This is a genomic window from Corynebacterium sp. HMSC066C02 (genome assembly GCF_001814945.1).
GTDB lineage: Bacteria > Actinomycetota > Actinomycetes > Mycobacteriales > Mycobacteriaceae > Corynebacterium > Corynebacterium aurimucosum.
In genome coordinates this window covers 46,456-69,028 of the sequence record NZ_KV818433.1, presented here as the reverse complement: position 1 = coordinate 69,028, position 22,573 = coordinate 46,456, and the positions used below count along the sequence as shown (strand labels likewise).

Genomic DNA, 22,573 nt, shown 5'->3' with positions numbered 1-22,573 from the left:
TGCGCACAATGACAGTGGTGTGAGCTAGGATGAAGGCACTTATTTCTGCGTCGATTGGAATGCCATGTCGCTGCCTAATTTTGATGAGAATGTCCGTGAGCTGGAGGAAGCCTTCGCTTGCTTCGAGCGCGTGGAGGAACACGTACTCGACCCGAACCTGTTGCTATCGGTGAAATAATTCGCGGGCAACCGGGGGTTGCCCGTGCTAGGAGGTTAGGACCGCATTTCCGCTGCGGTGATTTTCGCGATGAGCGTGTCCAGCTCCGCGCGGCTGGGCTGCGACAGCGGATTGACCACGCAGAAATCTAAGAGGAAGTATCCGGCCGGTTGCAAGGCGGTGTGGCGCTCCCAGAACTCGCTGATATCGGAGTGATTGGTCGCCAGCGACTGGATGCTGCGCCGTTCCGAAAGCAACTCGTAGTGCAGGTCGCGCCGCTGTGCCAGCGCTTCCTCGGGGGTCTTGATGAGTAGTGCGCCGAGCAGGGCGGCCATCGCCTCGAAACAGCGCGTTTGCAGGCGGTAGTGGTTGGTCAGCTGGGCGCGCGGCTTCCACAGCCACAAGAAGAGCATCGCCACGACCACGGAGAGCCCAATCTCCGCCATACGCGAGCCGATGGTGTGGGCCATGTGCTCCGAAGAATTGCCCATCAGCAGTGCCAGGGGAGTGGAGAAGATGACGCATAGCGCGTAGTTCTTCACCACCAGAATCTCCGCGCAGAACTGGCAGAAGGCCAACGCGAGCACCAACCCCCAGCCGTGCGGGCTGAAAGAGGCAATGAGCGCAAAGACACACACGCCTAAGACGGAGCCCAGCATACGTTGCACACCGCGAATCGTTCCCGGAACCCGGTCCGGCCCCCACTGCAAGAGCAGGAGCACCGAGACCGCGCCCCAGTCCGGGCGGTTGAGCCCCAGCGCCATGCCAATGAACGCGGTGGCCAGGCCACCAAGCGCGATCTTCTCAGCCGTCACCACCGCGTGGGAATTGCCCACCGCGGCGCGGTAGAAGCGGTAGCGCATCGTCGGCTTGGTGTGCGGGATGCTGGTGCGGTCCGGGTCCACGTAGGTAGGGGAATCAGAGAGCTCATCCGAGTTGCCGCCCACCTGCTTGTGGTGCGCCACGATGCGCTGCTGGGCCGCCAGCGCGCGGTGCACCAGCTCTGCCTGGGCGGGGTGGCGGATGCGGCCGCCGCGGATGACGCCGGCGTCGGCAAGCGTTTGCCACGCCGTGGAAATGGCGGACTGCGCCTGGTGGTGGCGAGCCAGGAAATCGCTATCGGAGTTCACGAAGGCATCGGCGGCCTTCTCCAGCGCGGCCACCGCGCGGGTCTCCGGACCGTGCGGATCCCGGAAACGCGGCAGCATGCCCAGCACGTAGCTGGCCAACACGCCGGCCAGGCTCCACGCGGCCACCTCCCACGGCGAGACCCCACGCAGCATCGTGGAACCACCGGCCACCATCACGATGAAGAAGGAACCCGGCGGCGGCAGCCGCAGCGCATTCTGCACGAACGCGCCGATGGTTGCTAGGACCACCGTAAACACCGCGGACAGCGCCAGCCCATGCACGCCGACGAGGGAACCAGCCGTGGCCGCCAGCGTGAGCAGCCCGCCGGCGGTGAGGATCACGCGGCGTCGCGTGCGGTAGGGGTGCCCCTCGCCATAGATGACGGAGAAGGCGCCGGCGGAAATGAGCAGCACCGCATCCGGGTGGCCCGTCGCTACAGCGATCCCGCCGGGGATAATGATCGCCAACGCCGCGCGCAGGGCACCGGGCCAGCGGCGCGCGGAGGTGTTAAAGGCGGTAAAGAGCTGAAGTGCATTAGGACGTTGCGGCAGTGGGTGTTCCATATCGGGAGAACACCTTACTCGTTTCGCCGCGATCCACGAGCCGGCCGTCCTGCAGGACCGCCACTGTGGGGCATAAGTGGCGCACGACATCGATGTCGTGGGAGACGAAAACCAGCGTCATATCCTTCGTTACGCGCTGTAGAAGCTCGAGGACTTGGGCCCGCGAAGTGGCATCGAGTGCTGAGACGGCCTCGTCCGCCAGTAGAATCTCCGGCTTGCCCACCACGGCGCGCGCCAGCGAAATGCGTTGGCGCTGCCCGCCGGAGAAGTCCCGGGGATAGCGCTCGAAGCCCTCGATGCCGACCTCCCGCAGCACCGCCTCGGCTTCTTCGCGCGTCCCGCCGCCCTCGGCCACGATCTTCCAGATAGGCATGCGCGGGTTGAGCGAGCCCTTAGGGTCTTGGAAGACCATGTGCACACGCTTCTTCACCGCCACCGTCCCCGAGGTCGGCTCCGCTAGCCCCGTGAGCAGCTTGAGCAGCGTGGATTTGCCGGAGCCGGAACCGCCGACGATGCCGAGGCGCTCGCCCTCGCGGACGGTGAGGGAGACGTCGTCCAGCGCGGTCACCCCGCGGTAGGTCTTGGTCACGTTCTTGAGCTCGATGACGGGCTCGCCCAGGGTGGGCATGGGCGGCGGGGTGAGGTCGGGAGCGGTGAGCTCACCGATGCGCACGACGCGGTCGCACACGCGCTTGACGACGTCCCGGTCATGGCTAATGAACAGCAGCGCTGTGTCTTCGCTGTCCGCGGCATCCACGATGGTGGAGAGGATCTCCTCTTGGGTGAAAGGATCCAGGGCGGTGGTGGGCTCATCGCAGATGAGCAGCTTGGGGCGACGGGCCATGGCCATCTCGATGAGCGCGCGCTGGCGCTGCCCACCGGAGAGCTGGTGCGGGAAGCGGTTGAAGCCGGGCACCTTCATCAGTGGGTCGAGCGCGGTCATGGGCTCTTGGAAGACCATGGCCAGCGGCAGCTTGCGCAGGTCGCGGTCGCGCATGACCAGCAGCTCCTCGCCGTCGAAGCTAATGGAGCCGGTGGCCTGCAGGTGCTCGGGCAAAAGCCCCATGATGGCTAGGGCGGTGAGCGATTTGCCGCTGCCGGAATCGCCGATGAGGCCGACGCGCTCGCCGGGTGCGATGGAAAAGGAGATGGGGCCGACAGGGCCCACGCGCAGATCAGTGACGGTCAGCATGGCTTCCTAGTAGGTTGAATCCGAGGACGGTGCCGGCGATGGCCAGCCCGGGCCACAGCGCCTGGAGGGGGTGGGTGGCCAGGAGGGGCTGGGCGTCGTGCAGCATGCGTCCCCACGAGGCGGTCGGCGGGGCGGTGCCCAGGCCGAGGTAGGACAGGCCGGCCTCGGCGAGGACGGCCAGCGCAAAGTAGACGGAGGCCTGGATAGCCACGATGCCGCCGAGGTTGGGTAGGACGTGGCGCCACGCGATGAGCGCCGGCGGCACGCGTGAGATGCGGGCGGCCGCGATATAGTCCTGCGTCATAATCTGCAGCGTGCCGGAGCGCGTGACCCGGATGAAGGAAGGGATGCCGGCGATGCCGATGGCGATGGTCGCCGTGAGCGTCGACGAGCCCCACACCGCGCCGGCGACGATGGCCAGCAGCAGCGCCGGGAAGGCGAGTAGCAGGTCGGTGGCCGCCATGATGAAGCCACCACCGCGCATCCCGGCGATGATGCCGAGTGGCACCCCGATGAGCGCAGCGATGGCCACCGCTACCACTCCCACCAGCACGGTGATCTGGGCGCCGGCGAGGATGCGGGAGAAGGTATCGCGCCCGAAGCGGTCGGTGCCCATGAGGTGCTCCAGGCTGGGGCCGGCCAGGCGGTCGGGGGAGATGAGGTTCGGGTCATAGGGCGTCCACACCAGAGAGACCAGGGCGAATAGGACAGTCAGGCCCACCAGAATATAGCCGGGCTTCATCGCGCCTCCTTCAGCCGCGGATCGATGACCCGGTAGGCCAGGTCCGTGAGCAGGTTGACGGTCAGCGTGAAAGTCACGAAAACCATGATGAGGGTCTGGACGGTGGTGAGGTCGCGGGTGGAGACAGCGTCGAGAAGCAGCGAGCCCAGACCCGGGATGACGAAGACATTCTCGATGACCACCGCGCCCACCACCAAGGTGCTTAACTGCACGCCGGTGACAGTGAGCACCGGCAAAGCGGCATTGCGCAGGCCGTGGCGGACCAGCGCCCCGGTGCGGGATTCACCCAGGGAGCGGGCGGTGCGGATATAGTCCTTGTCCATCTCCTCGCGGAGGGTGGCGCGCACGTAGCGCGTGAGCATGGCGCCTTGCACCAGTGCTAACGAGATGACCGGCAGGACGAGGTGGCTTAAACCCTCGCGCGGCAGCTGCCAGCCATTCGCCGGCAGCCAACCCAGGTGCACGGAGAAGACCGCGACCAGCAGGATACCGACTAAGAAGCTGGGCACCGCGATGCCCAGCTGCGTGGCCGCATTGAGCACAGGGAGGCGAAAGCGGGCGAGCAGGATGCCCATGGGAATAGCCCCGGCTAGGGCGAGGACAATGGCCAGCCCGATGAGCAACAGCGTAACCTGCGCGCGGTCAATCACCAGCGGAGTGATGTCCTGCTGCGAGGACAGGGAGATGCCGAAGTTGCCGGTCAACAGTCCTTTCATCCACTCCACGTATTGCACGAGGAGCGGGCGGTCCAGGCCCATGGAGTGTGTTAACTTCTCCACGGCTTCATCCGTGGCATTGACTCCCAAGGCCACGCGCGCCGGGTTGCCGGGCACGGCCCGCATGAGCAGGAAAATGATGATGGAGGCAGCCCACATGGTGCCGAGGAAGCGCAGTATTCTCATCGCACGCCTCGCAACTCAATGGCATCGGTGATTTGGTTCGGCTGCAGGCCGGTCAGGCCTTCGCGGTAGAGCACGATATTGGGCATATTCATCAGCGTCAGAGCGGGCATGTCCTCCATGATCTGGTCTACGGCCCCTGTCATGTCATCCTGCTCCAACAGCGTGCGGGCCTGCGGCGAATCATAGCCGAGGTAATAGTCCGGGTTGCCAAAGATGGTGGGGATATCGCGCGGCTCGACGTGCGCGACGAGCGACATCTGATAGTCTTTCGCGCCCATAACTTGGCTCAGCCACACGGCGGGGAACTCTGCGGTTTCCAGCGTGACCTCAAAGCCCATCTCCTCCAGCTGGGAGTAGAGGAACTCGGAGAGTGTTTGCGCATAGGGCAGGCTCGGTACCGTGAGTGTGAGCGGCGTGCCCACCGCGCCGGCCTCCTCCATCAGCGCGCGGGCGCGCGCCGGTTCAAAGGGGTAGTAGTCCTTCCCGCTAAACCAGGGATCAGTCGGCGGGACGGGTGCGCCACCGGTATCCTGTGCGCGGCCTTCCCAGAGGATCTCGTTGGCGGCCCGGCGGTCGATGCCATAGGCCACGGCGCGGCGCACGCGGGGGTCGTCGAAAGGTGCTGCTTGGTTATTCATGGACAGCAACACCTCGCCGTTCGTGGTGCCCACGGCGGTTTCGATGGAGTCATCGAGCGTGTCGAGCAGCTCCGGGTTCTGCACGCCCCACACCGCGTCCACCCCGCCGGAGCGCAGCGCGTTAACCGCGGTGAGGGAATCCGGGAAGTAGCGGATGGTGATGTCTTCCTTCGCCGGGGTGCCCCAGTAGTCCGGGCGGGCGCGCAGCGCGATGTATTCGTTGGGGGAGAAGCCCGCGACGGCGAAAGGTCCGGTGCCCACCGCCGCGGTGGGGGTGCGCATAGCACCGATGGCGGTGCCCATGGACCATAACCACCCGGCGGAGGGCCGTTTAAGGGTGACGAGGAGCGTGTGATCGTCGACAGCCGTGGCGGATTCCACCACGTCCATCTGGGCGCTAATGCCGTTCGTCCACTCCGTCTTCACCGCGTTGATGGACCACGCGGCGGTGTGCGCGGTGAATGCCTCGCCGTTGGAGAAGGAAGCCTCACGCAGGTGGAAGGTATAGCGTGTGGAGTCCACTTCCCAGGATTCGGCGAGCCCGGGGACAATCTCTCCCTCCGGGGAGATGCGCACCAGGGTCTCGTAGACGTTGCTCATGAGTGCTGCCGGGATGGCGGCTCCGCCGACGGTGGTGAAATCCAGGGAGGTCGCCGGCGTCGTGGTGGCCAGCGTCAGCGCAGAGGAGTCAGAATCAACCACTGCCGTGGAGCCGGCAGAACACGCGCTTAACGACGCCCCCACGACCAGCCCCAGCGCACCAATCCAGGCTCTCATCATCCTTCCGACAACTTGACCTCGAGCGGGGAGGTACTTCCGCGCACGCTCGTCATGCCCAGCGTCAGGCGGTCCCCGAGGTACAGGATTTCGGTGCACTCGACGGGATGACCAGAGTGATCTGAGATGTCCAAGTGCAGGCGCCACAGCGGGGTGCCGGGCTCGACATTGAGGGAGCGCGCATCTTCCTCGCTGGCGTAGGCAAGGGAGAGCTCGCGGTTGACGTTGTCGAAGTCCACGCCTTGCTTGCGTAGGTGATCGTGGACGGACTCATTGTCGGCATCGAAGTTGAGGATGTGGCTGCCCACGTCCAGTGGGAAGAACATGCGCTCGATGGCGATGGGCATGCCGTTGGCGCTGCGCACGCGGTGCACAAAGATTACGGGGGAACCTGTCTCTACCCGCAAGAACTCGGCTTCCTGCTCGGAAGCAGGGCAGCGCCCCAGCCACAAGGTGGACGCGCCGGGCTCGAAGCCGCGCTCGCGCAGCCAGTGCGTCACGGAATAAATGGAGTCGAAGGACTCCGAGGTAAAACGGCCGAGGACGACGGAGCGGCGGCCGCGCCCGGAGGAGATGAGGCCCTCCGAGCGCAGTGCCGCGACGGCTTGGCGCACCGGGCCGCGGGAAGAGGAGAACTGTTGGCAGAGCTCGGCCTCGCTGGGCAGGAAATCACCAGGAGAAAGCTTCTTGCTGCGAATAAGGTTGCGCAGGTAATCAGCGATCATGCTGTGTTGCTGTGTGCGCCGAAGGGACACCGAAATTCTCCTCTATGTAGAACAACGCTGTGACGGGTAAAGATGTGCGTACGCGCGCCTGGGCGTACGCCTACATCTGCCACGCTTGTGCCAGGTTTGCCATATTACCCAACGCTGCCTTGTGGCTTGTGGATTGCAGGGAGATCATGAGCTCGTCCGCCTGGGCTAGTTGCTGGAAGTCGGTGAGGTACTCGCGCACATGCTCAATGCTGCCGACTGCGGAGTACTGAAGCATGCTGATGATTTGCTGGCCCTGTGGGGAGTCAATGATGCGGGCGACGTCGTCGTCGCTGAGCTGCTTGCCGCGGCTGACGAAGGCCTTAACGCGGCGGAAACAGACCTTCTCGAATTCCTCTTCTGCGTTATCCCCGGCGGTGACGTTGACACCGGCGATGACATAGGGCTCGGGGTGGGCCTCGGAAGGCTGGTAATTCTCGCGGTAATAGGCCGTGGCGGCTTCCAAGTGCTGCGGGGCGAAGTGCGAGGCGAAGGCATAAGGCAGGCCATATTTGGCGGCCAGGGAGGCGCCGAAGAGCGAGGACCCCAGGATGTAGATCGGCACGTTGGTGCCGTGGCCGGGGATGGCCTTCACGCCGGGGATGAGAGATTTGCCGGAAAGGTAGCCCTGCAACTCCTTGACATCCTCAGGGAAGCGCTCGGCGGCGTTTCTATCGCGGCGCAGGGCGCGGCCCAAGGTCTTCATATCGGTGCCGGGTGCGCGGCCCAGGCCCAAGTCGATGCGGCCGGGGTAGAGCTCGGCGAGGGTGCCGAATTGTTCAGCGATAACATAAGGCGCGTGGTTCGGCAGCATGATGCCGCCGGAGCCCAATCGGATGCGCTCGGTCTTCGCGCCAATGTGGGCGATGAGAACCGCCGGGGCGGAGGAGGAAATAGAGGGCATGTTGTGGTGCTCGGTGTACCACATGCGCTCAAAGCCCAAGGCCTCCGCTTGTTGCGCCAGCTCGACCGACCTGGCCATGGACTGAGAAGGGGTCTCCCCCTCATAAATGGTGCAGAAATCGAGGATGGATAGAGCGGCGCGGGGCGTCATGAACTACTCACTTTTCTTCGACGAGGATGTAGATACAACGTCGATGATAACGCCGATAGCAAATGCGAGGAGCGTGGGAACCACCCAGCCCAGGCCAACGTCTTGGCCAGGGGAGAAGCCAAGCGGGGCGCCGAAGGAGGTGGCGGCGGACCACAGGACGGAAACCCACAGCGCCAGGCGGAAGCCCCAGTAGAAGGTGACCCACTTCTTAACTGCTGGTTGCAGAAGCGTCAGCGCGATCAGGGAGATAGCCGGCGGGTACAAGAACACGATGAAGGGGACCGCGATGGCGAGCACCGTATCCAGGCCTTGGAAGGCGAAGGCGATGGACAGCGCGGTAAATAGGCAAGCCCAGAAGTGGTAGGTGGTCTTCGGCACGAGCAGGGCGAAGAACTCCGAGGTGGCGGAAATCAGGCCCACGGCGGTGGTCATGCATGCCAGGATGACGATGGCGGAGAAGACGGCCTGGCCGACGTTGCCCATGGTGAGATTGGAGGCGTCGGCAAGCAAGGCGGCGCCGGAATCATAGGAGGAACCATTCGGCATGGTTTGGCCGATCCACGCCAGGCCCAGGTAGATAGCGGCAAGCAGCGCGCCGGCGATGACGGCGGAAGTGATGGTTCCGCGCAGCAGCGCACGGTCAGTAGAGAAACCTTTGGAGCGCAGCGAAGTCACGATGACGATGGAGAATGCCAGGCCCGCGATGGCATCCATGGTGTTGTAGCCCTCGAAGAGGCCTGTGACGAAGGGCGCGGAGGCGTACTCCTCAGTCGGGGTGCCGGGAACGCGGGGGTTGGCCAGTGTGGCCAACGTAATGAGGGCGGCGAGCAGGATGACCAGCGCCGGGGTCAGGAACTTGCCCAAGGTGTCGATGATGTTGTTGGGGCGCCAGGCCAGGGCTAAAGCGATGAGGAAGAAGACGACGTTGAAGGTGCCGTTGGCAAAGGTTCCCTCCCAGCCAAGCAGCGGGGTAATCGCGGTTTCCATGGATACCGCGCCGGTACGCGGCAGGGCGTAAAACGCGCCGATGGCCAGGTAGGCGATGACGGAGAAGGCCACTCCGAAGATCTTGCCGCCGTGGTTTCCGATATCTCGCACGGACTGGCCGGAAATGGCCACCGCGATCACCGCCAAGACCGGCAGGGCTACGCCAGCGGCGAGGAAGCCCATGGTGGCCGGCCAGAAGTTGGTGCCGGAGGAGACACCGACCTCCGGCGGGAAGATGAGGTTGCCCGCTCCGAAGAACATGGAGAAGAGCATGAGGGAGGCAACGATGACGATGCCGATGGAGGAGCTCGTCTTCGAAGCGGACTGGGCGGGGGCCTGAACGTCATTAATGGACATTTTTCTAAGGATAATGCCCATGACATGAGATGTAAATTTTAGCTAAATGCTTTCTCCAGCCGGTCGAGTGCCTCTTCGAGCAGCTCACGGGAGGTTGCAAAATTAAGACGGGCATGATGCTCACCGCCCGTGCCGAAGGTGACACCCTCGTTGAGGGCTACCTTGGCGTGCTCGCGCACCCAGGCCGCAGGCTTCGGGTTATCCCCAATGGCGGTCTCGCTAAAGTCCAACCACAGCAGGTAGGTGGCCTGCGGGTGGGAAGTCTTGAGGCCCGGAACGCGCTTGGGTAACTCCTCCACCAGCCAATCGCGGGTCTTCTTCAGGTACTCAATCTCCTCGTCAAGGAACTCCCCACCGTGGCGGTAGGCAGCCTCCGCAGCCAAGACACCGAGCGTGCCGGTGCCGTCCTTAGCCACGCCGGTCAGCGAGTTCCAGCGCTCGACATCCGCAGTATTGGAGAAGATCACCTGCGCGCACTTCAAGCCCGCGGTGTTCCACGCCTTGGACGTGGCGGTGACGGTAATAACGCGGTCGGACAAGGCGCCGAGCGGGATGTGGCGGCCTTCGTAGACGAGCGGGGCGTGGATCTCATCGGAGAGGATGCGGGCATCGTATTTATCTGCCAGCTCCACGAGCCTCCGCAGCCAGTCCTCATCAAAGACAATGCCGAGCGGGTTATAGGGGTGGGAGAGCAGGATGGAGCCGGCGCCGGCCTTAAAGGCGCGCTCGATATCGTCGAGCTCCAGCGAGGTCTCAATCTTCTCGCGCCCGGCGGTCTCCGGCAGCTCCAGCAGCGGCGGGTAAGAGGGGACCGGCACGGCCACCGCGCCCTCGGTGAAGTACTGCACGCCGAGCAGCAGGCCGCGGACCACGTCCCCGATCCAGAAGACGTGTTCTGGGCGCCAGCCATAGCGCGCTTCATAGAAATCCGCTAGCGCCGCGTTGAGCTCAGAGGCCTTGGGCGCCGGGGTGTAGCCGAAGGACTCGGCGTCGACAGCCTCTTGGATGGCCTCCTTGACCGCCGGTGCGGTGAGGAAGTCTGATTCAGCGATCCACAGCGGAAGGATGTCCTCGTCATAGACGGTCCACTTGCGGGTGCCGCGGGCAGAGAGTTCTTTCAGGCTAGGGAAATGCATGCGCCCCACCTTACTCGTCGGTGGCTTGGACGAATCCGTATTTTTTCAACCGTTGGCGGTCGGCGGCGGAGGCGGATTGGGTCAGCCGCAGCAGCTCGGCGTAGATGCCGCCCGATTGCGCCAGCTCCGCTGGCGCGCCAATCTCGGAGATGCGGCCGCGGTCTAGGGTGATGATGGTGTCCACGTCCGCGATGGTGGACAGGCGGTGCGCGATGATGAGCGTGGTGCGGTTCTTCATCAGCTCGTCCAGACCGGCCTGCACGGCGCGCTCAGCCTTGGTGTCCAGCGCCGAGGTGGCCTCGTCGAGGACGAGGATGGGGGCGTCCTTCAGCATGGCGCGCGCCACGGCCACGCGCTGTTTCTGCCCGCCGGAGAGCTTGAGGCCGCGCTCGCCGATGACGGTATCGTAACCATCGGGGAATTCTTCGATGAAGCCGTGTGCATTGGCGCGCTTGGCGACGTCCACGATCTCCTCCATCGTGGCGCCCGGCTTGCCATAAGCGATGTTTTCCCGAATGGTGCCGGAGAAAAGATAGGACTCCTGGAAGACCACGCCGACCGAAGCGCGCAGGCGCTCCGCAGTGAGCTCCGCAGCGTCGTGGCCCAGTACCGTTAGTTTTCCCTCCGTGGGCTGGTAGAGGCCCAACAGTAGGTTGACCAGGGTGGACTTGCCGCCGCCGGACTCGCCGACGAGCGCTACCTTGTGGCCTTCCTGGGCGGCGAAGGTGATGTCGGCGACGACCGGCTTATCCGATTCATAGGAGAAAGACACGTCCTCAAAGGCAAAGACCGGGCCTTCGGTGGGGTGCAGCGGTTTAGCCGGGGTGAGGTCGAGCTCCGGCACGTCGGAGGTTTCAGCGGCGGCGACCAGCTGCGGGTTGACGGTGGGCTCCGGGATTTCCTCCATGACCTTGAAGTAGTCCTTGGAGCCGGCGATGGCGCGCTGGCTGACATCCACGATCCAGCTCATCATGAACACCGGCTGCTTGGCCATGTTCACCAGCTGCAGGAGCATGACCATGTCACCGATGGAGAAGTGGCCCTCCAAGGTGCGCCAGAAAATCAGGCCATAGATGCCTAAGAAGATCAGCGCCATGGCCGCGCCGCGCGCGGTGTCCATGGAATGCCACCAGCGCGACTGCGGCTTCGTCGTATCCACCACCGTGCGGTAGTGCGAACCGAAGGAAGCTAGCTCGCGGGCCTCGGCGACGAAGGACTTGGTCACCTTCACCTGTCCGATGACCTCCGCGAAGCGCCCATTGGCCACGTCGATGTTCTCGTTCTTAATGGCCTCAAACTTTTGCCAGCGCTCCGAGGTCAGCGCGGTGAGCCACATATAGATGGGGAAGAGCGCAGCCAGCAGGATGGCCAGCGGCCAGTAGTACACCGCGGTGATGACTAGCACCGCCGCGGCCTGGATGAGCATGACGAAGAAGTTATTGGAGAAGGACTGCAGGAATTGCGTGATATTCGCAATCGAGCGGTCCAAGCGCGCAATGATGGTGCCGGTAACCTGGTTGTCGTAATAACCTTGCGGCACGGAGAGCAGCTTGGCAAAGTAGCGCGTCGAAAGAATCTGGCGCAGGCGTGCGACCATCACATCGCCGATATAGCCGCCGATATTCTTCACCACGTTGCCCAGCGCGTCCGCCACAAAGAGTGCTACGACCCACCACAGAATGGTGCGCAGTGGTCCGCCTGCGACGACGGTATCGGTGGCTTCGCGGAGGATGAAAGGTGTCAGCAGCGACAGAATCGCGGTGACTGACGCGGTGATAAGGACGCCAAGATAAAACGGCCACAGAGCGGAGGCGCTGCGGACGATGCGGAGAATAGAGTTCATCGCCGGCCGATGTTACGCCCTTAATAGGAATATCCAACCCGTCGACTAAGGTAGGGGAGAAACCGAAATCGTGATGGAAAAGGATCCGCGGTGAAGAAATACCTCCCCCTAGCGTGCGCCCCGCTGTGCCTGGCTGCCTTGTCAGGCTGCAGTATCCTCCAGCCGCCGGACGTGGGCCCGCAGGACAACATCGTGGTCTCCAGTTCGGAGCCGCCGACCTTTGAGGCCAAGGACGTGGACGCTCACGAGGTCACCTCCGACTTGGCAGCCCCCGTTAAGGACGAGGGCCTCAACGTGGAATTTGAGCTGCAGGGCCTGTACTCCGGCGGTGGCGGAACGGTGCTGACTGTGAAGATTCACAACCTCAACGAGGTGCCGATGCCTGTCGACGCCCTCCCGGAACCCACCCTCGAGCGTGCCGACGGCAACGGTGGCTGGGCCACCGTGGATTCGATCGATGTTGACCCCGCTGTCCACCCGGATGTGGCCGCGCCGGGCCTGGATCACCCGCTGGGCGCCGGTGCGTCCACCAACCTTCAATATGTCTATAACGTTGCCCCAGGCAACCTCTGGAACGCGCGCTTTAGCATTGGCAACGTGCGCTATGTAGGAGACCTCAATCTATGACGGAACTCGTCGTTCTAGCTTCGCCGGAGGGCACACCCGCCGGCACCGCTGACAAGGCCGCCGTACATACCGCGGATACCCCGCTCCATTTCGCCTTTTCTGCGTGGGTGGTGCGCGATGGCCAGCTGCTGCTGACCCGCCGCGCCCTGTCCAAGCTGACCTGGCCTGGCGTGTGGACCAATTCCTTCTGCGGGCACCCGGGCCCGGATGAGGAGACTGCCGCCGCCGTCGTCCGCCGCGGCCGCTTCGAGCTTGGCCTGAGCGGCACGCCGCGTTTGGTGCTCCCGGACTTTGCTTACCGTGCCGTGGATTCTTCCGGCGTGGTGGAGAATGAAATCTGCCCGGTCTATCTCTTCGAAACTGAAGATGATCCGGCGCCCAACCCCGACGAAGTCGATTCCTTCGCGTGGGCGCCAGTGCGCGACGTGCTCGCCGCCGTCGACGCCACGCCTTTCGCCTTTAGCCCGTGGATGGTGGAGGAGCTGACCCACGAACCGCTGCGCGCGGCCCTTTTGGCTTGACGCCCCCGGATCAGAGCAGACTGCCATCCTGGGCGAAGGCCGCCGAAATATAATCCAAGCTGGCGTAGGCCACCCGATGCTCGTCGTTGTCTAAGTTGTATTCCCAGATAGCGTGCTCGGGGCGGTAGGCCTCGAAGCCGGGCTTTCCGGTGCGCACGAATTCCCGCAACCACTCTGCCAGTGGTGATTCGCCAAAGAGCGGGCGCAGTTCCTCGCAGTGCAGGGCCGGGCCCGAGGAACGAGTGAATTCCATCATCCAGGTCTCACCCGGCGCCTTCTCCGCTACTTCTGCCGCCCAGCGACGGATGATGGAATCGCCCACCATCCGGCCCATCGGGCGCTCCTTGTCCATGTGCTGCGCTACCTGATACCAGGGTGTGAAACCGTTGCGGGGAAAGCCGAAGCGCGGCGCCGCATAGCGCAGGATGAGGCCGCGGAAAGGGGAGCGGTCGATCTTCTGCGTGGCCGGGATGTTGTAGAACTCGTCGCGGGTGCTGCCGAGGATGAGGGGGACGTCGGCAAGCTGCCCACACTCCAGTGGCGTGGGGCCCAGTGCCATATCGAGGCTGTACTTCTTGCGGAACTTGGCGTAGCCGGCGGCAAGCTCCTCCTGGCTCATGGCCGCAAGCGAGGAGCGTGTGATGGGCTTCTTCATCACCTGGCGCAGCGTGGCCTGGCGTTCCTCGAAGGTCTCCCGAGGGAAGCCCGGGGAGAGCGCTATTGCCCGGCGAAATGCCCCGCGGTAGTGGTCCCGCCGGCACAGCCACAGCACGGCGTTGGCGCCGGCGGACTGACCCAGGACGGTGACATTGGTGGGATCCCCGCCGAAGGATTCGATATTGCGCTGGATCCATTCCAAGCCCAGCTGCAGGTCCTCGATGGCGCGGTAGCGGTCGGGCTCATCATCACGGAAACGGGCAAGCCCCGGCAGGCCCACGCGGTAGCCCAGCTGCACGTGGACGATGCCTGCCTGTGCGGTCGGCGTGCCCTCTGCACGGGGATCCTCGTGGGAGCCGTGCTCGTAGCGGCCGCCGTGGATATAGACCAACGTGGGCGCCAGTGACGTGGTGCGGCTGCCGGGTGCGGGGGCGGTGATGGTGAGCGCGACCTTCTCCGGGTGCGGGGTGCGTGCATCCTGGTCACGGGGCGGGGCAGGTTCGGGGTTCTCGAAATCCCCCGGGATATGGGAGTACTCGATGGAGTGAAAGTGGGCCACGTCCTCATCGAGGTAGCCGGTGATGGTGCCCGCGGGGCAGGTGACGTCGAAAGGTGCACTGCTCATGGTGAACAGGCTACCCTGAGGGCATGGAATGGCTCGTGCAGGCGCCAGTGTGGGCGCAAATGGCGGTGCTTGCCGTCACCGCAGTGCCGGCCGCGACGGTCATGGGTTGGGTGCTGATGTGGGCAATCGACCGGGTGAATGCGTGGCTAGTGCCCGCGACTAGGATGAAGAAACATGACTCCCGATGATCACCGCGAAGGCCTGTGGGACCCCGAGCGCTCACAGCCTTCTCACCGCAAGCGCGCACTACCCAAATCCCGAGTGAGCGTGACCCTCTGGTTGATGATCACGCTCATCGTCGTGGTGGCCATCGTCGGCGTCGTCCTTTAGAGGGACGACGCTTTAGCGTTGGGTGCCCGGACGTTGGGCGGCCTGGGCGAGGCGCTGGTAGAGCTCCTGCTTCGGTAGATCCTCCAAGAGCACCGGCTTGCCGGCGGTATCGCACAGCGGGATGCACCAGTTCGGGTACTGATCTTTCGTCGTGCCCGGCTGGTTCTGTGCGCGCACGTCACCAACCATGTCCACCACGTTGGTGACCGTCAGCGCCGAGGGAGTTCCCGCAACATAACGATGCAGGGCGACGAGCACGTCCTCTTCGCTCTCGCGGTTCTCCAACATGCCATAGGCCTGCAGATTATCCTTGACCTTTTCTTGCCAGGCGCGGTCCTCGGCTACTTCTTCCGCCACGGGGCGGGTCAAAAGGCCTAGGCGGGCACGCAGCTCGATGTGGTCGCCGCGCAGGTAGGCGAGCGTCGGCGGCAGATCGTGCGTGCCCACCGAGGACATCGCCATGTGGCGGTACTGATCCTGCGGGCGCGGGGTGGGACCGTCCTCGGCGTGCTCAAACCAGATGATCGTGGTGCCCAGCACGCCCATATCGCGCAAGGCGTTTTGGACCCACGGTTCCAGGGTGCCCAGGTCCTCGCCCACGAGGACCGCACCGGCGCGCTCAGCCTCGAGTGCGAGGATGCCGAGCATGGCCTCCCAGTCATAGGTCACGTAGGTACCGTTGAGCGGGGTGGACTGGCGCGGGATCCAATACAGGCGGAACAGGCCCAGCACGTGGTCGACGCGCAGGCCACCAGCATTGCCCAGCATTGTGCGCAGCAAATCACGCCATGGCTCGTAGCCGGCTTCCGCCAGGCGGACCGGGTGCCACGGTGGCTGGGACCAGTCCTGGCCCTGCTGGTTATAGTCATCCGGCGGGGCGCCCACCGAGCATTGCGGGGCGAGGTATTCCGCCAGATTCACGGCATCGGCACCAGCGGGGTGGATACCTACGGCCATATCGGTGATGAGGCCGATGCTCATGCCGGCCTCGAGCGCGCGGCGCTGGGCGGCATCCAGCTGCTCATCGCAGAGGAATTGCAGCCAGGAGTAGAACTCGGCTAAGTCGTTGACGTCGAGGCTCAGCGCGTGGCGGCGTCCACTGTGGCGCGAGAGCTCAGTCTCTGCACACCACAGCGCGAAGTTGCGCAGGCCGCGGCCCTCGCGGCGCTGGTACTCGCTGAAGGCGGTGCGGCGCTCCGGGGTCATCCCCTTGCTGAAAAGCTCCTGCAGGACCTGCAGCTTGGCCTCGAAGATGGAATCACGGTCGATCTCTTCTGCCGACCGGTTGCGTTCGCGGAACTCGGCGGCGAGCTCGGCCACATCATCCTGAAGTTCTGGGCTGAGCAGCTTCAGCTCTGGGACATCTTCGATGCGAATATAGATCGGGTTGATGAAGCGCCGGGTGGTGGGCAGGTAGGGCGAATCCTCCACTGGCGGAATCGGCTCGCCCGCGTGCAGCGGGTTAATAAGGAGGAAGTCATAATCCGGTGCCAAGGTCTCCGCCAATTCGGCGAGGTCACCGAAGTCACCCATGCCCCAGGACTTCTCGGAGCGCACCGAATACAGCTGCGCCATCGCGCCCGCCGCGGGGCGGTCAAGGTAGCGATCCGCAGTGCTGAGGTGATTGGGCACCACGATGAGCGGGCACTCGTGCTCGCCGATGCCGGGCGAGGACAAGCGCAGCTTGTGGAAACCTAAGGGCAGGTCCCCGGGGACGTGGAAGCTGGCTTCGCCCCACACGGTTCCGGCGACGTCGGCAGCCGGGGCGTCGTTCGGATCCTGGTAGGTCGGCCGAGTCTCGCCGTTCTCCAGCTCGATGGTCACGGTGACGGGGTCGCCGTCGTGGACGTGGACGGCAAAGGACTTTTCGGCGCCTTCGCGGGCCACCACGCAGGGCGGCAGCGGGCGGGAGGCGCGTTCGAGGTAGTCCTCGAACAAGGCCTGGGTTAGCTCTTCATCGTCCGGACGGTCGGAGATAGAGACGCCGAGTGCGCGCAGCGTATAGGTAATTGTCTCCTCGCTGACGTACACGGGCTGTCCGTTCTGGGCGGTGTACTCGCAGGCCACGCCGTGGCGTTGGGCAAGTTCTTGAAGCAGATCACGGGTAGTCACGTCCCCCAATTGTGCCACGCCCTTCCTGCGCGCGGGAGAAATCCGGTTGGTAGAGTGGGCTGGAATTTAATTTTTGTGGGAAAGGACACAACTGTGACTTTGAATGAAGCGCATACGAAGGCGGAGTTCGAGATCAAGGACGGCGAAACCTGCCTTACCGCGATGATGGCTACGGCGCACGCCCGCCCACATGGCGTGCTGTTTACCCGCCCCGCGAACTATGAGTGGGTCAACGTGACCGCCAAAGAGTTCGTGGAAGAGGTCTACGCGGTGGCCAAGGGGCTCATTGCTTTCGGCGTGGAGCAGGGCGACCGCGTAGCTCTTATTTCGACCACCCGTTACGAGTGGTCCTTGCTGGACTACGCCATCTGGGCGGCCGGTGCTATCTCCGTTCCGGTGTACCCCTCTTCGTCGATGTCCCAAGTCCAGTGGATTATCGAGGATTCCGGTGCCATCCTCGCCATCACGGAAACCCGCGAGCACTCCGAGCTGGTCAAGCACCTGAAGCTGCAAGAGGATGGCACCCCACAGTTGCACGGCTCTCCTTCCCAGCTGCGCCGCATCCTAGAGATCAACTCTTCCGCCATCGATACTCTGAAGTTTGAGGGCCGCGATGTCAGTGACGATACCGTCGACCAGCGCATCGAGGCCACGGGCACCGATGACGTCGCCTCGTTGGTCTACACCTCCGGCACTACCGGGCGCCCCAAGGGCTGCATGCTGACCCACCGCAACTGGCTCGCGGAGGCCCGCGGCCTGCTGACCAACCCCATTGGCGCCATCGCCGTGCCGGGTTCCCACGTTCTGACCTTCCTGCCCTTGGCACACGTCTTTAGCCGCGCGGTGTCGCTGGCGGTCACTATCGGCGGTGCCTCCCAGAACCACTGGTCCGACTTCAGCACCATCACCATCGAATTCGCGCGCTCCCGCCCGAACCTGATCCTGGGCGTGCCGCGCGTCTTTGAGAAGGTACGCAACGGCGCTTCCGCCAAGGCTCACGGTTCTTCTGCAGTCAAGGGCGCCATTTTCGATCGCGCGGAGAAGGTCGCTATCGAGTACTCGAAGGCGCTGGATACTCCGGAGGGGCCTAACCGTGTCCTTAAGGCCAAGCACAAGGCTTTTGACAAGCTGGTCTACTCCGCTATTAGGCAGGCCATGGGCGGCGAAGTCAAGTACTGTATCTCCGGTGGTTCGGCCATCTCGCAGGATTTGCTGCACTGGTACCGCGGCATTGGCGTGACCATCTATGAGGGCTATGGCTTGACGGAGACCGCCGCGGCCGCCGCTGTCGACTTTGTCGATCAATCCATCGGTACCGTTGGTCCGCCACTGGGCGGAACGACGATGCGCATTAACGACGACGGCGAGATCATGATCAAGGGCGATATCGTCTTTAAGGGCTACTGGCAGAACGAGGAAGCCACCGAGAACGCCCTGCAGGACGGTTGGTACAACACCGGCGACCTGGGTGAGATTGATGAGGATGGCAAGCTCGTCATCACCGGCCGCAAGAAGGATCTCATCGTCACCGCTGGCGGCAAGAACGTCTCTCCTGGCCCGATGGAAGATATCCTGCGCTCCCACCCGCTGATTTCCCAAGCCATGGTGGTCGGTGACGGCAAGCCGTTCGTCGGCGTGTTGCTCACCCTGGATGAGGATGCGCTCAAGCGCTGGAAGGCTGATCACAACATCTCCGCGGCCAAGGGTATGCGTGAGGTTGCTGCCGATCCAGCACTGCGCGCGGATATTCAGGACGCCATTAACCAGGTCAACGCTACCGTTTCCCACGCGGAGGGTATTAAGAAGTTCGTCATCCTCGACCAGGACCTCACCGAGGAAAGTAACGAGCTCACCCCCACGATGAAGGTCAAGCGCTATGTCGTGGCGCAGCGCTACGCAGCGGATATCGAGCGCCTCTACGCCGGCAAGAAATAAGGCTGGATGGAGTCTGTGAATTCCTTCGGAGTGTCGCGCAGCCGAATGGGTGGATCTCTAATAGAGTCAGCGGGGTCAGAAAAACTCTAAACCTCAACTAGAGGTTCTCACGGAAAGGGCAGCCTATGCACAAGATCGCAGCCGAGCTGCGCCACCGTGAGCTGACCCAAGAAATCTATAACATCGGCGACGAAGTCGTTGACTACATCGAGCACCTCATCGAGGCCATCGAGGACTGGGACGATGAACTCGCCCTCGACTGTCTGGCCGAGCTGGGGGATATCGTCGAAGACGCCCGCGTGGATTCTGGGCGTTGTGTCGGCGAGCTCATCGGCTTGCGCCACGCGCTGGTCTCCGGCCTGAAGTCCGGCACCATCTCCGCTGCCTCCTCCGGTGACAATGATGTGGAGGAGCCGAAGCAGCTTACCGCCCGCGCGTTGGCTGAGGGCTTGCCCATCTCCGGCCCGCCCGTTGTGGTCTCGGAGCTCGCAGAAACCCTGCGTGGCCGCACCGCCGCAGTGGCCGCTTACCTGCGCGAGCTGGTCGAGTACGTGCTGGCGCAAACCGACGCCGTGGCTCGCAACCTCGATGTGGTCTCCCTGCCGAACCTGTATAAGCGCGCGGGCGAATCCTCCCTCATCGCCGTGCAGGCTTGGCGCCACACCGTCGTTGAGGCGCACCCCGCTTATGTGCGCACCATGCGCGGGCATAACCCGCCGCCTTTCTTGGAGGAGCGCGCGCGTATTGACGCCGTCGTTGCCCGCGTGCGCGCCAAGCGCCAGAAGAAGGCCGCCACGACCGCATAGTCGCCGCATCACAGACTTCCTTGTTGCCAACACACAAGGATTACCTAAGAAGAGCGCCGCCGAGATTCCCTCTCTCGGCGGCGCTCTTCGCTGCTAGTGTGGCACGAATAACTTTGCGTGCCACCGTCTAGCTTCGTGTGCCAGGGGCTTAGCGCGTCAGCGCTAGACCCCCGGGTTCTTGGTGGCCGGCGCGGCCTGGTCCAACTGCTCCGTAATCTGCGGCCACAGCTGGCCCATGATGTCATCCCAGGTGAGAATCCACACGGTCTTGTCTTTGGTGGGTTTGCCCACCATGACGAGCTGCTCGTTGCGGGCGCGCATCTGGTCCAGCGTCTTCTGTACGGTGGAGGATGAGCCCACCGCCAGTGCGGGGCGGGAGAAATCCAGCACCGGAGTTTCCGGGTCCGCGAGCAGGGTATCGCGCACGTGAACGATGCGCGGGATGCGCGAAGTACGCGGGTAGACCAGCACGCGCATGATGGACTTGCGCACCACGAGGTCATGAAGCTCGGCCACGGTGGCATCGGAGGATAGCGGCAGGATTTCCGAGCCGTGCTCGCGGGCCAACTGGGCCGCAGTGGCGGCTTCCAGTTCGATGACGCCGGTGATCTGGTTGGCGGAGTCATCGTCAAGCGTGCCCGTCAGGCGCGAGTGCTCGACCAAGTGGCGAAGGGTCTCCGCGTCATAGCCAGCCGCACCAGCGCGGTCGACGGGTTCCTCGCCGGTCATCGTCACCAGCTTGTTGGCCATCTTGTTGATCCAGAGCAGCAGCGGACGGAAGAGCCAGATGAAGCCGCGGGCAGGCACCGCGATGAGCTGCAAAGCAGTCTCGGGGTGGGCGATAGCCCACGATTTCGGAGCCATCTCACCGATGACCAGGTGCAGGAAGGTCACGACGAACAGCGCCAGCAGGAAGGAGATGACGTCAGCAACGCCCAGCGGCAGGCCAAGGGCCTCCAGTGGGGTCATCAGCAGGTGATGGACCCAAGGTTTGGTCACCGCACCGAGGACGAAGGTCGCGGCGGTAATGCCCAGCTGGGCGCCGGCCAGCATGACGGTCAGCTCATTCAGCGAGCGTAGGCCCGCACGCGAAGCCGCCGAGGATTCCGCAGTCTCCTCCAAGCGGTTGCGGCGCGCCCCCATGAGGGAAAACTCGATGACCACGAAGAACGCGGAAGCAGCAATGATGAGAATGGTGATGAGGAGGTTGAACCACCAGGTATCAGTCATTAGTCATCCTCTCCTTCCGGAAATTCCTCCACCAGCTCGAGTGCCAGGACAGAGGGTACGTGGCGGTCGATTTCTTCGACGCGCACGTTGAGCGTGCGGATGGGGGCTTCGTCACCGTCGACCCAATCTTCCGGTTCGGCCTCCAACTCGATGGAGAGTTCTTCGCCCTCGTCCGGCAACGTGCCGGAATGCGCGATGAGCAGACCGGCGACGGTTTCGAAATCGCCCTCCGGCAGGTCGTGGCCAATGGCGCGCTCGACCTCGTCGATGGGGGTGTCACCGTCGACGATCCAGTGCGTCTCGTCCTGCTCGGTGATTTCCTCGGTCTCTTCGAGGTCGTGTTCGTCGGTGACATCGCCGAGGATTTCCTCGGCCAAGTCCTCCATGGTCACGATCCCGACGAAGCCGCCGTATTCGTCGATGACGCAGGCGAGTTTCTCGTCGGCATCGCGAAGCTCCGTGACGACGTCGGGAAGCGGCATGAGCTCCGGCACCACCACGGGTTCCTTCATGATTTCACGAGCCGGGGTAGCCAATGGCAGCTCACTGCCCAGCACGTCGTAGAGGTGCACCACGCCGATGGGATTGTGCTCATCGTCGATGATGGGGTAGCGGGTGTGGTTCTCCGACATCATCTCGCGCACCTCACCAATGGTGGTCTCCGGCTCGATGACATCCACGCGCGAGCGCGGGATCATGGCGTGTTCCACGTCGTGCTCGGGAAAGTCGAGGAGACGGTCGAGGACCAGGTAGGTGTCCTCATCCAAGTCGCCAGCCTCGTGGGAGGCATCCACGATGGACTCTAGGTCATCGGTGGTGGCCGAAGAATCGACATCCTCCACCGGCTCAATACCGAAGACCTTGAGCAGGGCATTGGAGGAATACTCAAAGAAGTGGATGAGCCAGCCGAAGATCTTGAGGTACCACATCGTGGATGCGGACAACCACAGCGCTGACTTCATGGGGGCGGCGATGGTGTAGTTTTTCGGGAAGAGCTCGGCGAAGAGCATCGTGAGAACCGTCGACACCGCCAGCGCTGTCACCGTGCCGATGGCGACAGACACGCCCGTGGGCACGCCCACGCCGCCGAGCAGCTGGCCCAGGCCTTGGCCCACGAGGGGCTCTGCCACATAACCAATGAGCAGGCCCGTAATCGTGATACCCAGCTGCGCGCCGGAGAGCATGAAGGAAGTCTTTTGGGTGATCTTTAAGGCGCGCTCCGCGGACTTATCCCCCGTCGCGGCGCGCTGGCGCAGCTGCGTGCGGTCCACCGACATGAAGGCGAATTCCTGCGCCACGAAGTAGGCGTTGGCCACGATAATGAGAGCGATGACGGCGAAACCCGCCATAATCATCAGGATGGCAGATAACACGGCTTACCCCACCGCCTTACGTAGGCGGCGGGGACATCGACTCGGAGGTTCCACTTAAAAGAGGCCTTTCTTCATTAATCGGGGTGGCAAATCTGCACTATAGACTACCGCTTTAACGGCGCTGTC

Annotated in this window: 19 protein-coding genes; 5 read left to right on the top strand and 14 right to left on the bottom strand. The window is 63.6% G+C overall.

Going from position 1 to position 22,573, the window contains the following annotated elements; all coding sequences use genetic code 11:
* Positions 1-213 precede the first annotated feature (213 nt).
* The 10 genes from HMPREF2996_RS00585 to HMPREF2996_RS00540 form a co-directional block, all read right to left on the bottom strand.
* The gene (locus tag HMPREF2996_RS00585) at positions 214-1,851 is read right to left on the bottom strand and encodes an FUSC family protein (protein ID WP_070729644.1); all 1,638 of its coding nucleotides are present in this window, start codon (positions 1,849-1,851) and stop codon (positions 214-216) included.
* Complete coding sequence (locus HMPREF2996_RS00580) at positions 1,823-3,043, bottom strand: ABC transporter ATP-binding protein (protein ID WP_070729643.1); 1,221 nt, start codon at positions 3,041-3,043, stop codon at positions 1,823-1,825. Before HMPREF2996_RS00580 ends, HMPREF2996_RS00585 begins: the two co-directional genes overlap by 29 nt.
* Positions 3,027-3,785, bottom strand: a complete 759-nt coding sequence (locus HMPREF2996_RS00575; RefSeq protein WP_070644565.1) for an ABC transporter permease — start codon at positions 3,783-3,785, stop codon at positions 3,027-3,029. Before HMPREF2996_RS00575 ends, HMPREF2996_RS00580 begins: the two co-directional genes overlap by 17 nt.
* Positions 3,782-4,687 (bottom strand): ABC transporter permease, encoded by a 906-nt coding sequence (locus HMPREF2996_RS00570; RefSeq protein ID WP_070729640.1) that lies wholly within the window; start codon positions 4,685-4,687, stop codon positions 3,782-3,784. Before HMPREF2996_RS00570 ends, HMPREF2996_RS00575 begins: the two co-directional genes overlap by 4 nt.
* Positions 4,684-6,102, bottom strand: coding sequence for an ABC transporter substrate-binding protein (locus tag HMPREF2996_RS00565; protein WP_070729638.1), 1,419 nt, complete (start codon positions 6,100-6,102; stop codon positions 4,684-4,686). Before HMPREF2996_RS00565 ends, HMPREF2996_RS00570 begins: the two co-directional genes overlap by 4 nt.
* Positions 6,102-6,827: a GntR family transcriptional regulator gene (locus tag HMPREF2996_RS00560; RefSeq protein ID WP_246822956.1), complete on the bottom strand. Its 726-nt coding sequence runs from the start codon at positions 6,825-6,827 to the stop codon at positions 6,102-6,104. Before HMPREF2996_RS00560 ends, HMPREF2996_RS00565 begins: the two co-directional genes overlap by 1 nt.
* Positions 6,828-6,927: 100 nt before the next feature.
* On the bottom strand, positions 6,928-7,908 hold the full coding sequence (locus tag HMPREF2996_RS00555) for an LLM class flavin-dependent oxidoreductase (protein WP_070729634.1): 981 nt from the start codon (positions 7,906-7,908) through the stop codon (positions 6,928-6,930).
* Positions 7,909-7,911: 3 nt separating this feature from the next.
* Positions 7,912-9,252, bottom strand: coding sequence for a branched-chain amino acid transport system II carrier protein (brnQ, locus tag HMPREF2996_RS00550; RefSeq protein WP_070729632.1), 1,341 nt, complete (start codon positions 9,250-9,252; stop codon positions 7,912-7,914).
* A 38-nt stretch (positions 9,253-9,290) separates the two neighbouring features.
* Positions 9,291-10,388, bottom strand: a complete 1,098-nt coding sequence (locus HMPREF2996_RS00545; protein ID WP_070710547.1) for a MalY/PatB family protein — start codon at positions 10,386-10,388, stop codon at positions 9,291-9,293.
* 10 nt (positions 10,389-10,398) lie between these two features.
* Entirely contained in the window at positions 10,399-12,231 is a 1,833-nt protein-coding gene (locus HMPREF2996_RS00540; protein ID WP_070729630.1) for an ABC transporter ATP-binding protein, read from the bottom strand.
* A 90-nt stretch (positions 12,232-12,321) separates the two neighbouring features.
* Here HMPREF2996_RS00540 and HMPREF2996_RS00535 point away from each other — a divergent pair, with 90 nt between their 5' ends.
* Positions 12,322-12,858 (top strand): hypothetical protein, encoded by a 537-nt coding sequence (locus HMPREF2996_RS00535; protein ID WP_070644571.1) that lies wholly within the window; start codon positions 12,322-12,324, stop codon positions 12,856-12,858.
* Positions 12,855-13,379 (top strand): isopentenyl-diphosphate Delta-isomerase, encoded by a 525-nt coding sequence (gene idi / locus HMPREF2996_RS00530; protein WP_070729627.1) that lies wholly within the window; start codon positions 12,855-12,857, stop codon positions 13,377-13,379. Before HMPREF2996_RS00535 ends, idi begins: the two co-directional genes overlap by 4 nt.
* Before the next feature lie 10 nt (positions 13,380-13,389).
* Here idi and HMPREF2996_RS00525 read toward each other — a convergent pair whose 3' ends face one another.
* On the bottom strand, positions 13,390-14,661 hold the full coding sequence (locus tag HMPREF2996_RS00525; protein ID WP_070729625.1) for a carboxylesterase family protein: 1,272 nt from the start codon (positions 14,659-14,661) through the stop codon (positions 13,390-13,392).
* A 174-nt stretch (positions 14,662-14,835) separates the two neighbouring features.
* Between HMPREF2996_RS00525 and HMPREF2996_RS12740 the strand changes: the two genes are divergently transcribed.
* Positions 14,836-14,991 carry a hypothetical protein gene (locus tag HMPREF2996_RS12740; protein WP_168163674.1) on the top strand — a complete coding sequence of 52 codons (156 nt, stop codon included), beginning with the start codon at positions 14,836-14,838 and terminating at the stop codon, positions 14,989-14,991.
* Positions 14,992-15,003: 12 nt separating this feature from the next.
* Here the strand turns inward: HMPREF2996_RS12740 and malQ are convergent, their stop codons facing one another.
* Entirely contained in the window at positions 15,004-17,103 is a 2,100-nt protein-coding gene (malQ, locus tag HMPREF2996_RS00520; RefSeq protein ID WP_246822955.1) for a 4-alpha-glucanotransferase, read from the bottom strand.
* Between the two features lie 93 nt (positions 17,104-17,196).
* On the opposite strand from malQ, the gene HMPREF2996_RS00515 reads away from it, so the two are divergent.
* Positions 17,197-19,038, top strand: coding sequence for an AMP-dependent synthetase/ligase (locus HMPREF2996_RS00515; protein ID WP_070446690.1), 1,842 nt, complete (start codon positions 17,197-17,199; stop codon positions 19,036-19,038).
* 125 nt (positions 19,039-19,163) lie between these two features.
* Positions 19,164-19,844: a hypothetical protein gene (locus tag HMPREF2996_RS00510; RefSeq protein ID WP_070446689.1), complete on the top strand. Its 681-nt coding sequence runs from the start codon at positions 19,164-19,166 to the stop codon at positions 19,842-19,844.
* A 162-nt stretch (positions 19,845-20,006) separates the two neighbouring features.
* Here the strand turns inward: HMPREF2996_RS00510 and HMPREF2996_RS00505 are convergent, their stop codons facing one another.
* Together HMPREF2996_RS00505 and HMPREF2996_RS00500 are read right to left on the bottom strand one after the other, a co-directional pair.
* A complete protein-coding gene (locus HMPREF2996_RS00505) occupies positions 20,007-21,074 on the bottom strand; it encodes a CNNM domain-containing protein (protein WP_070729620.1) in 1,068 nt (355 codons plus the stop codon).
* Entirely contained in the window at positions 21,074-22,447 is a 1,374-nt protein-coding gene (locus HMPREF2996_RS00500) for a hemolysin family protein (RefSeq protein WP_070729618.1), read from the bottom strand. The genes HMPREF2996_RS00505 and HMPREF2996_RS00500 overlap by 1 nt, the downstream gene beginning before the upstream one ends.
* Positions 22,448-22,573 lie beyond the last annotated feature (126 nt).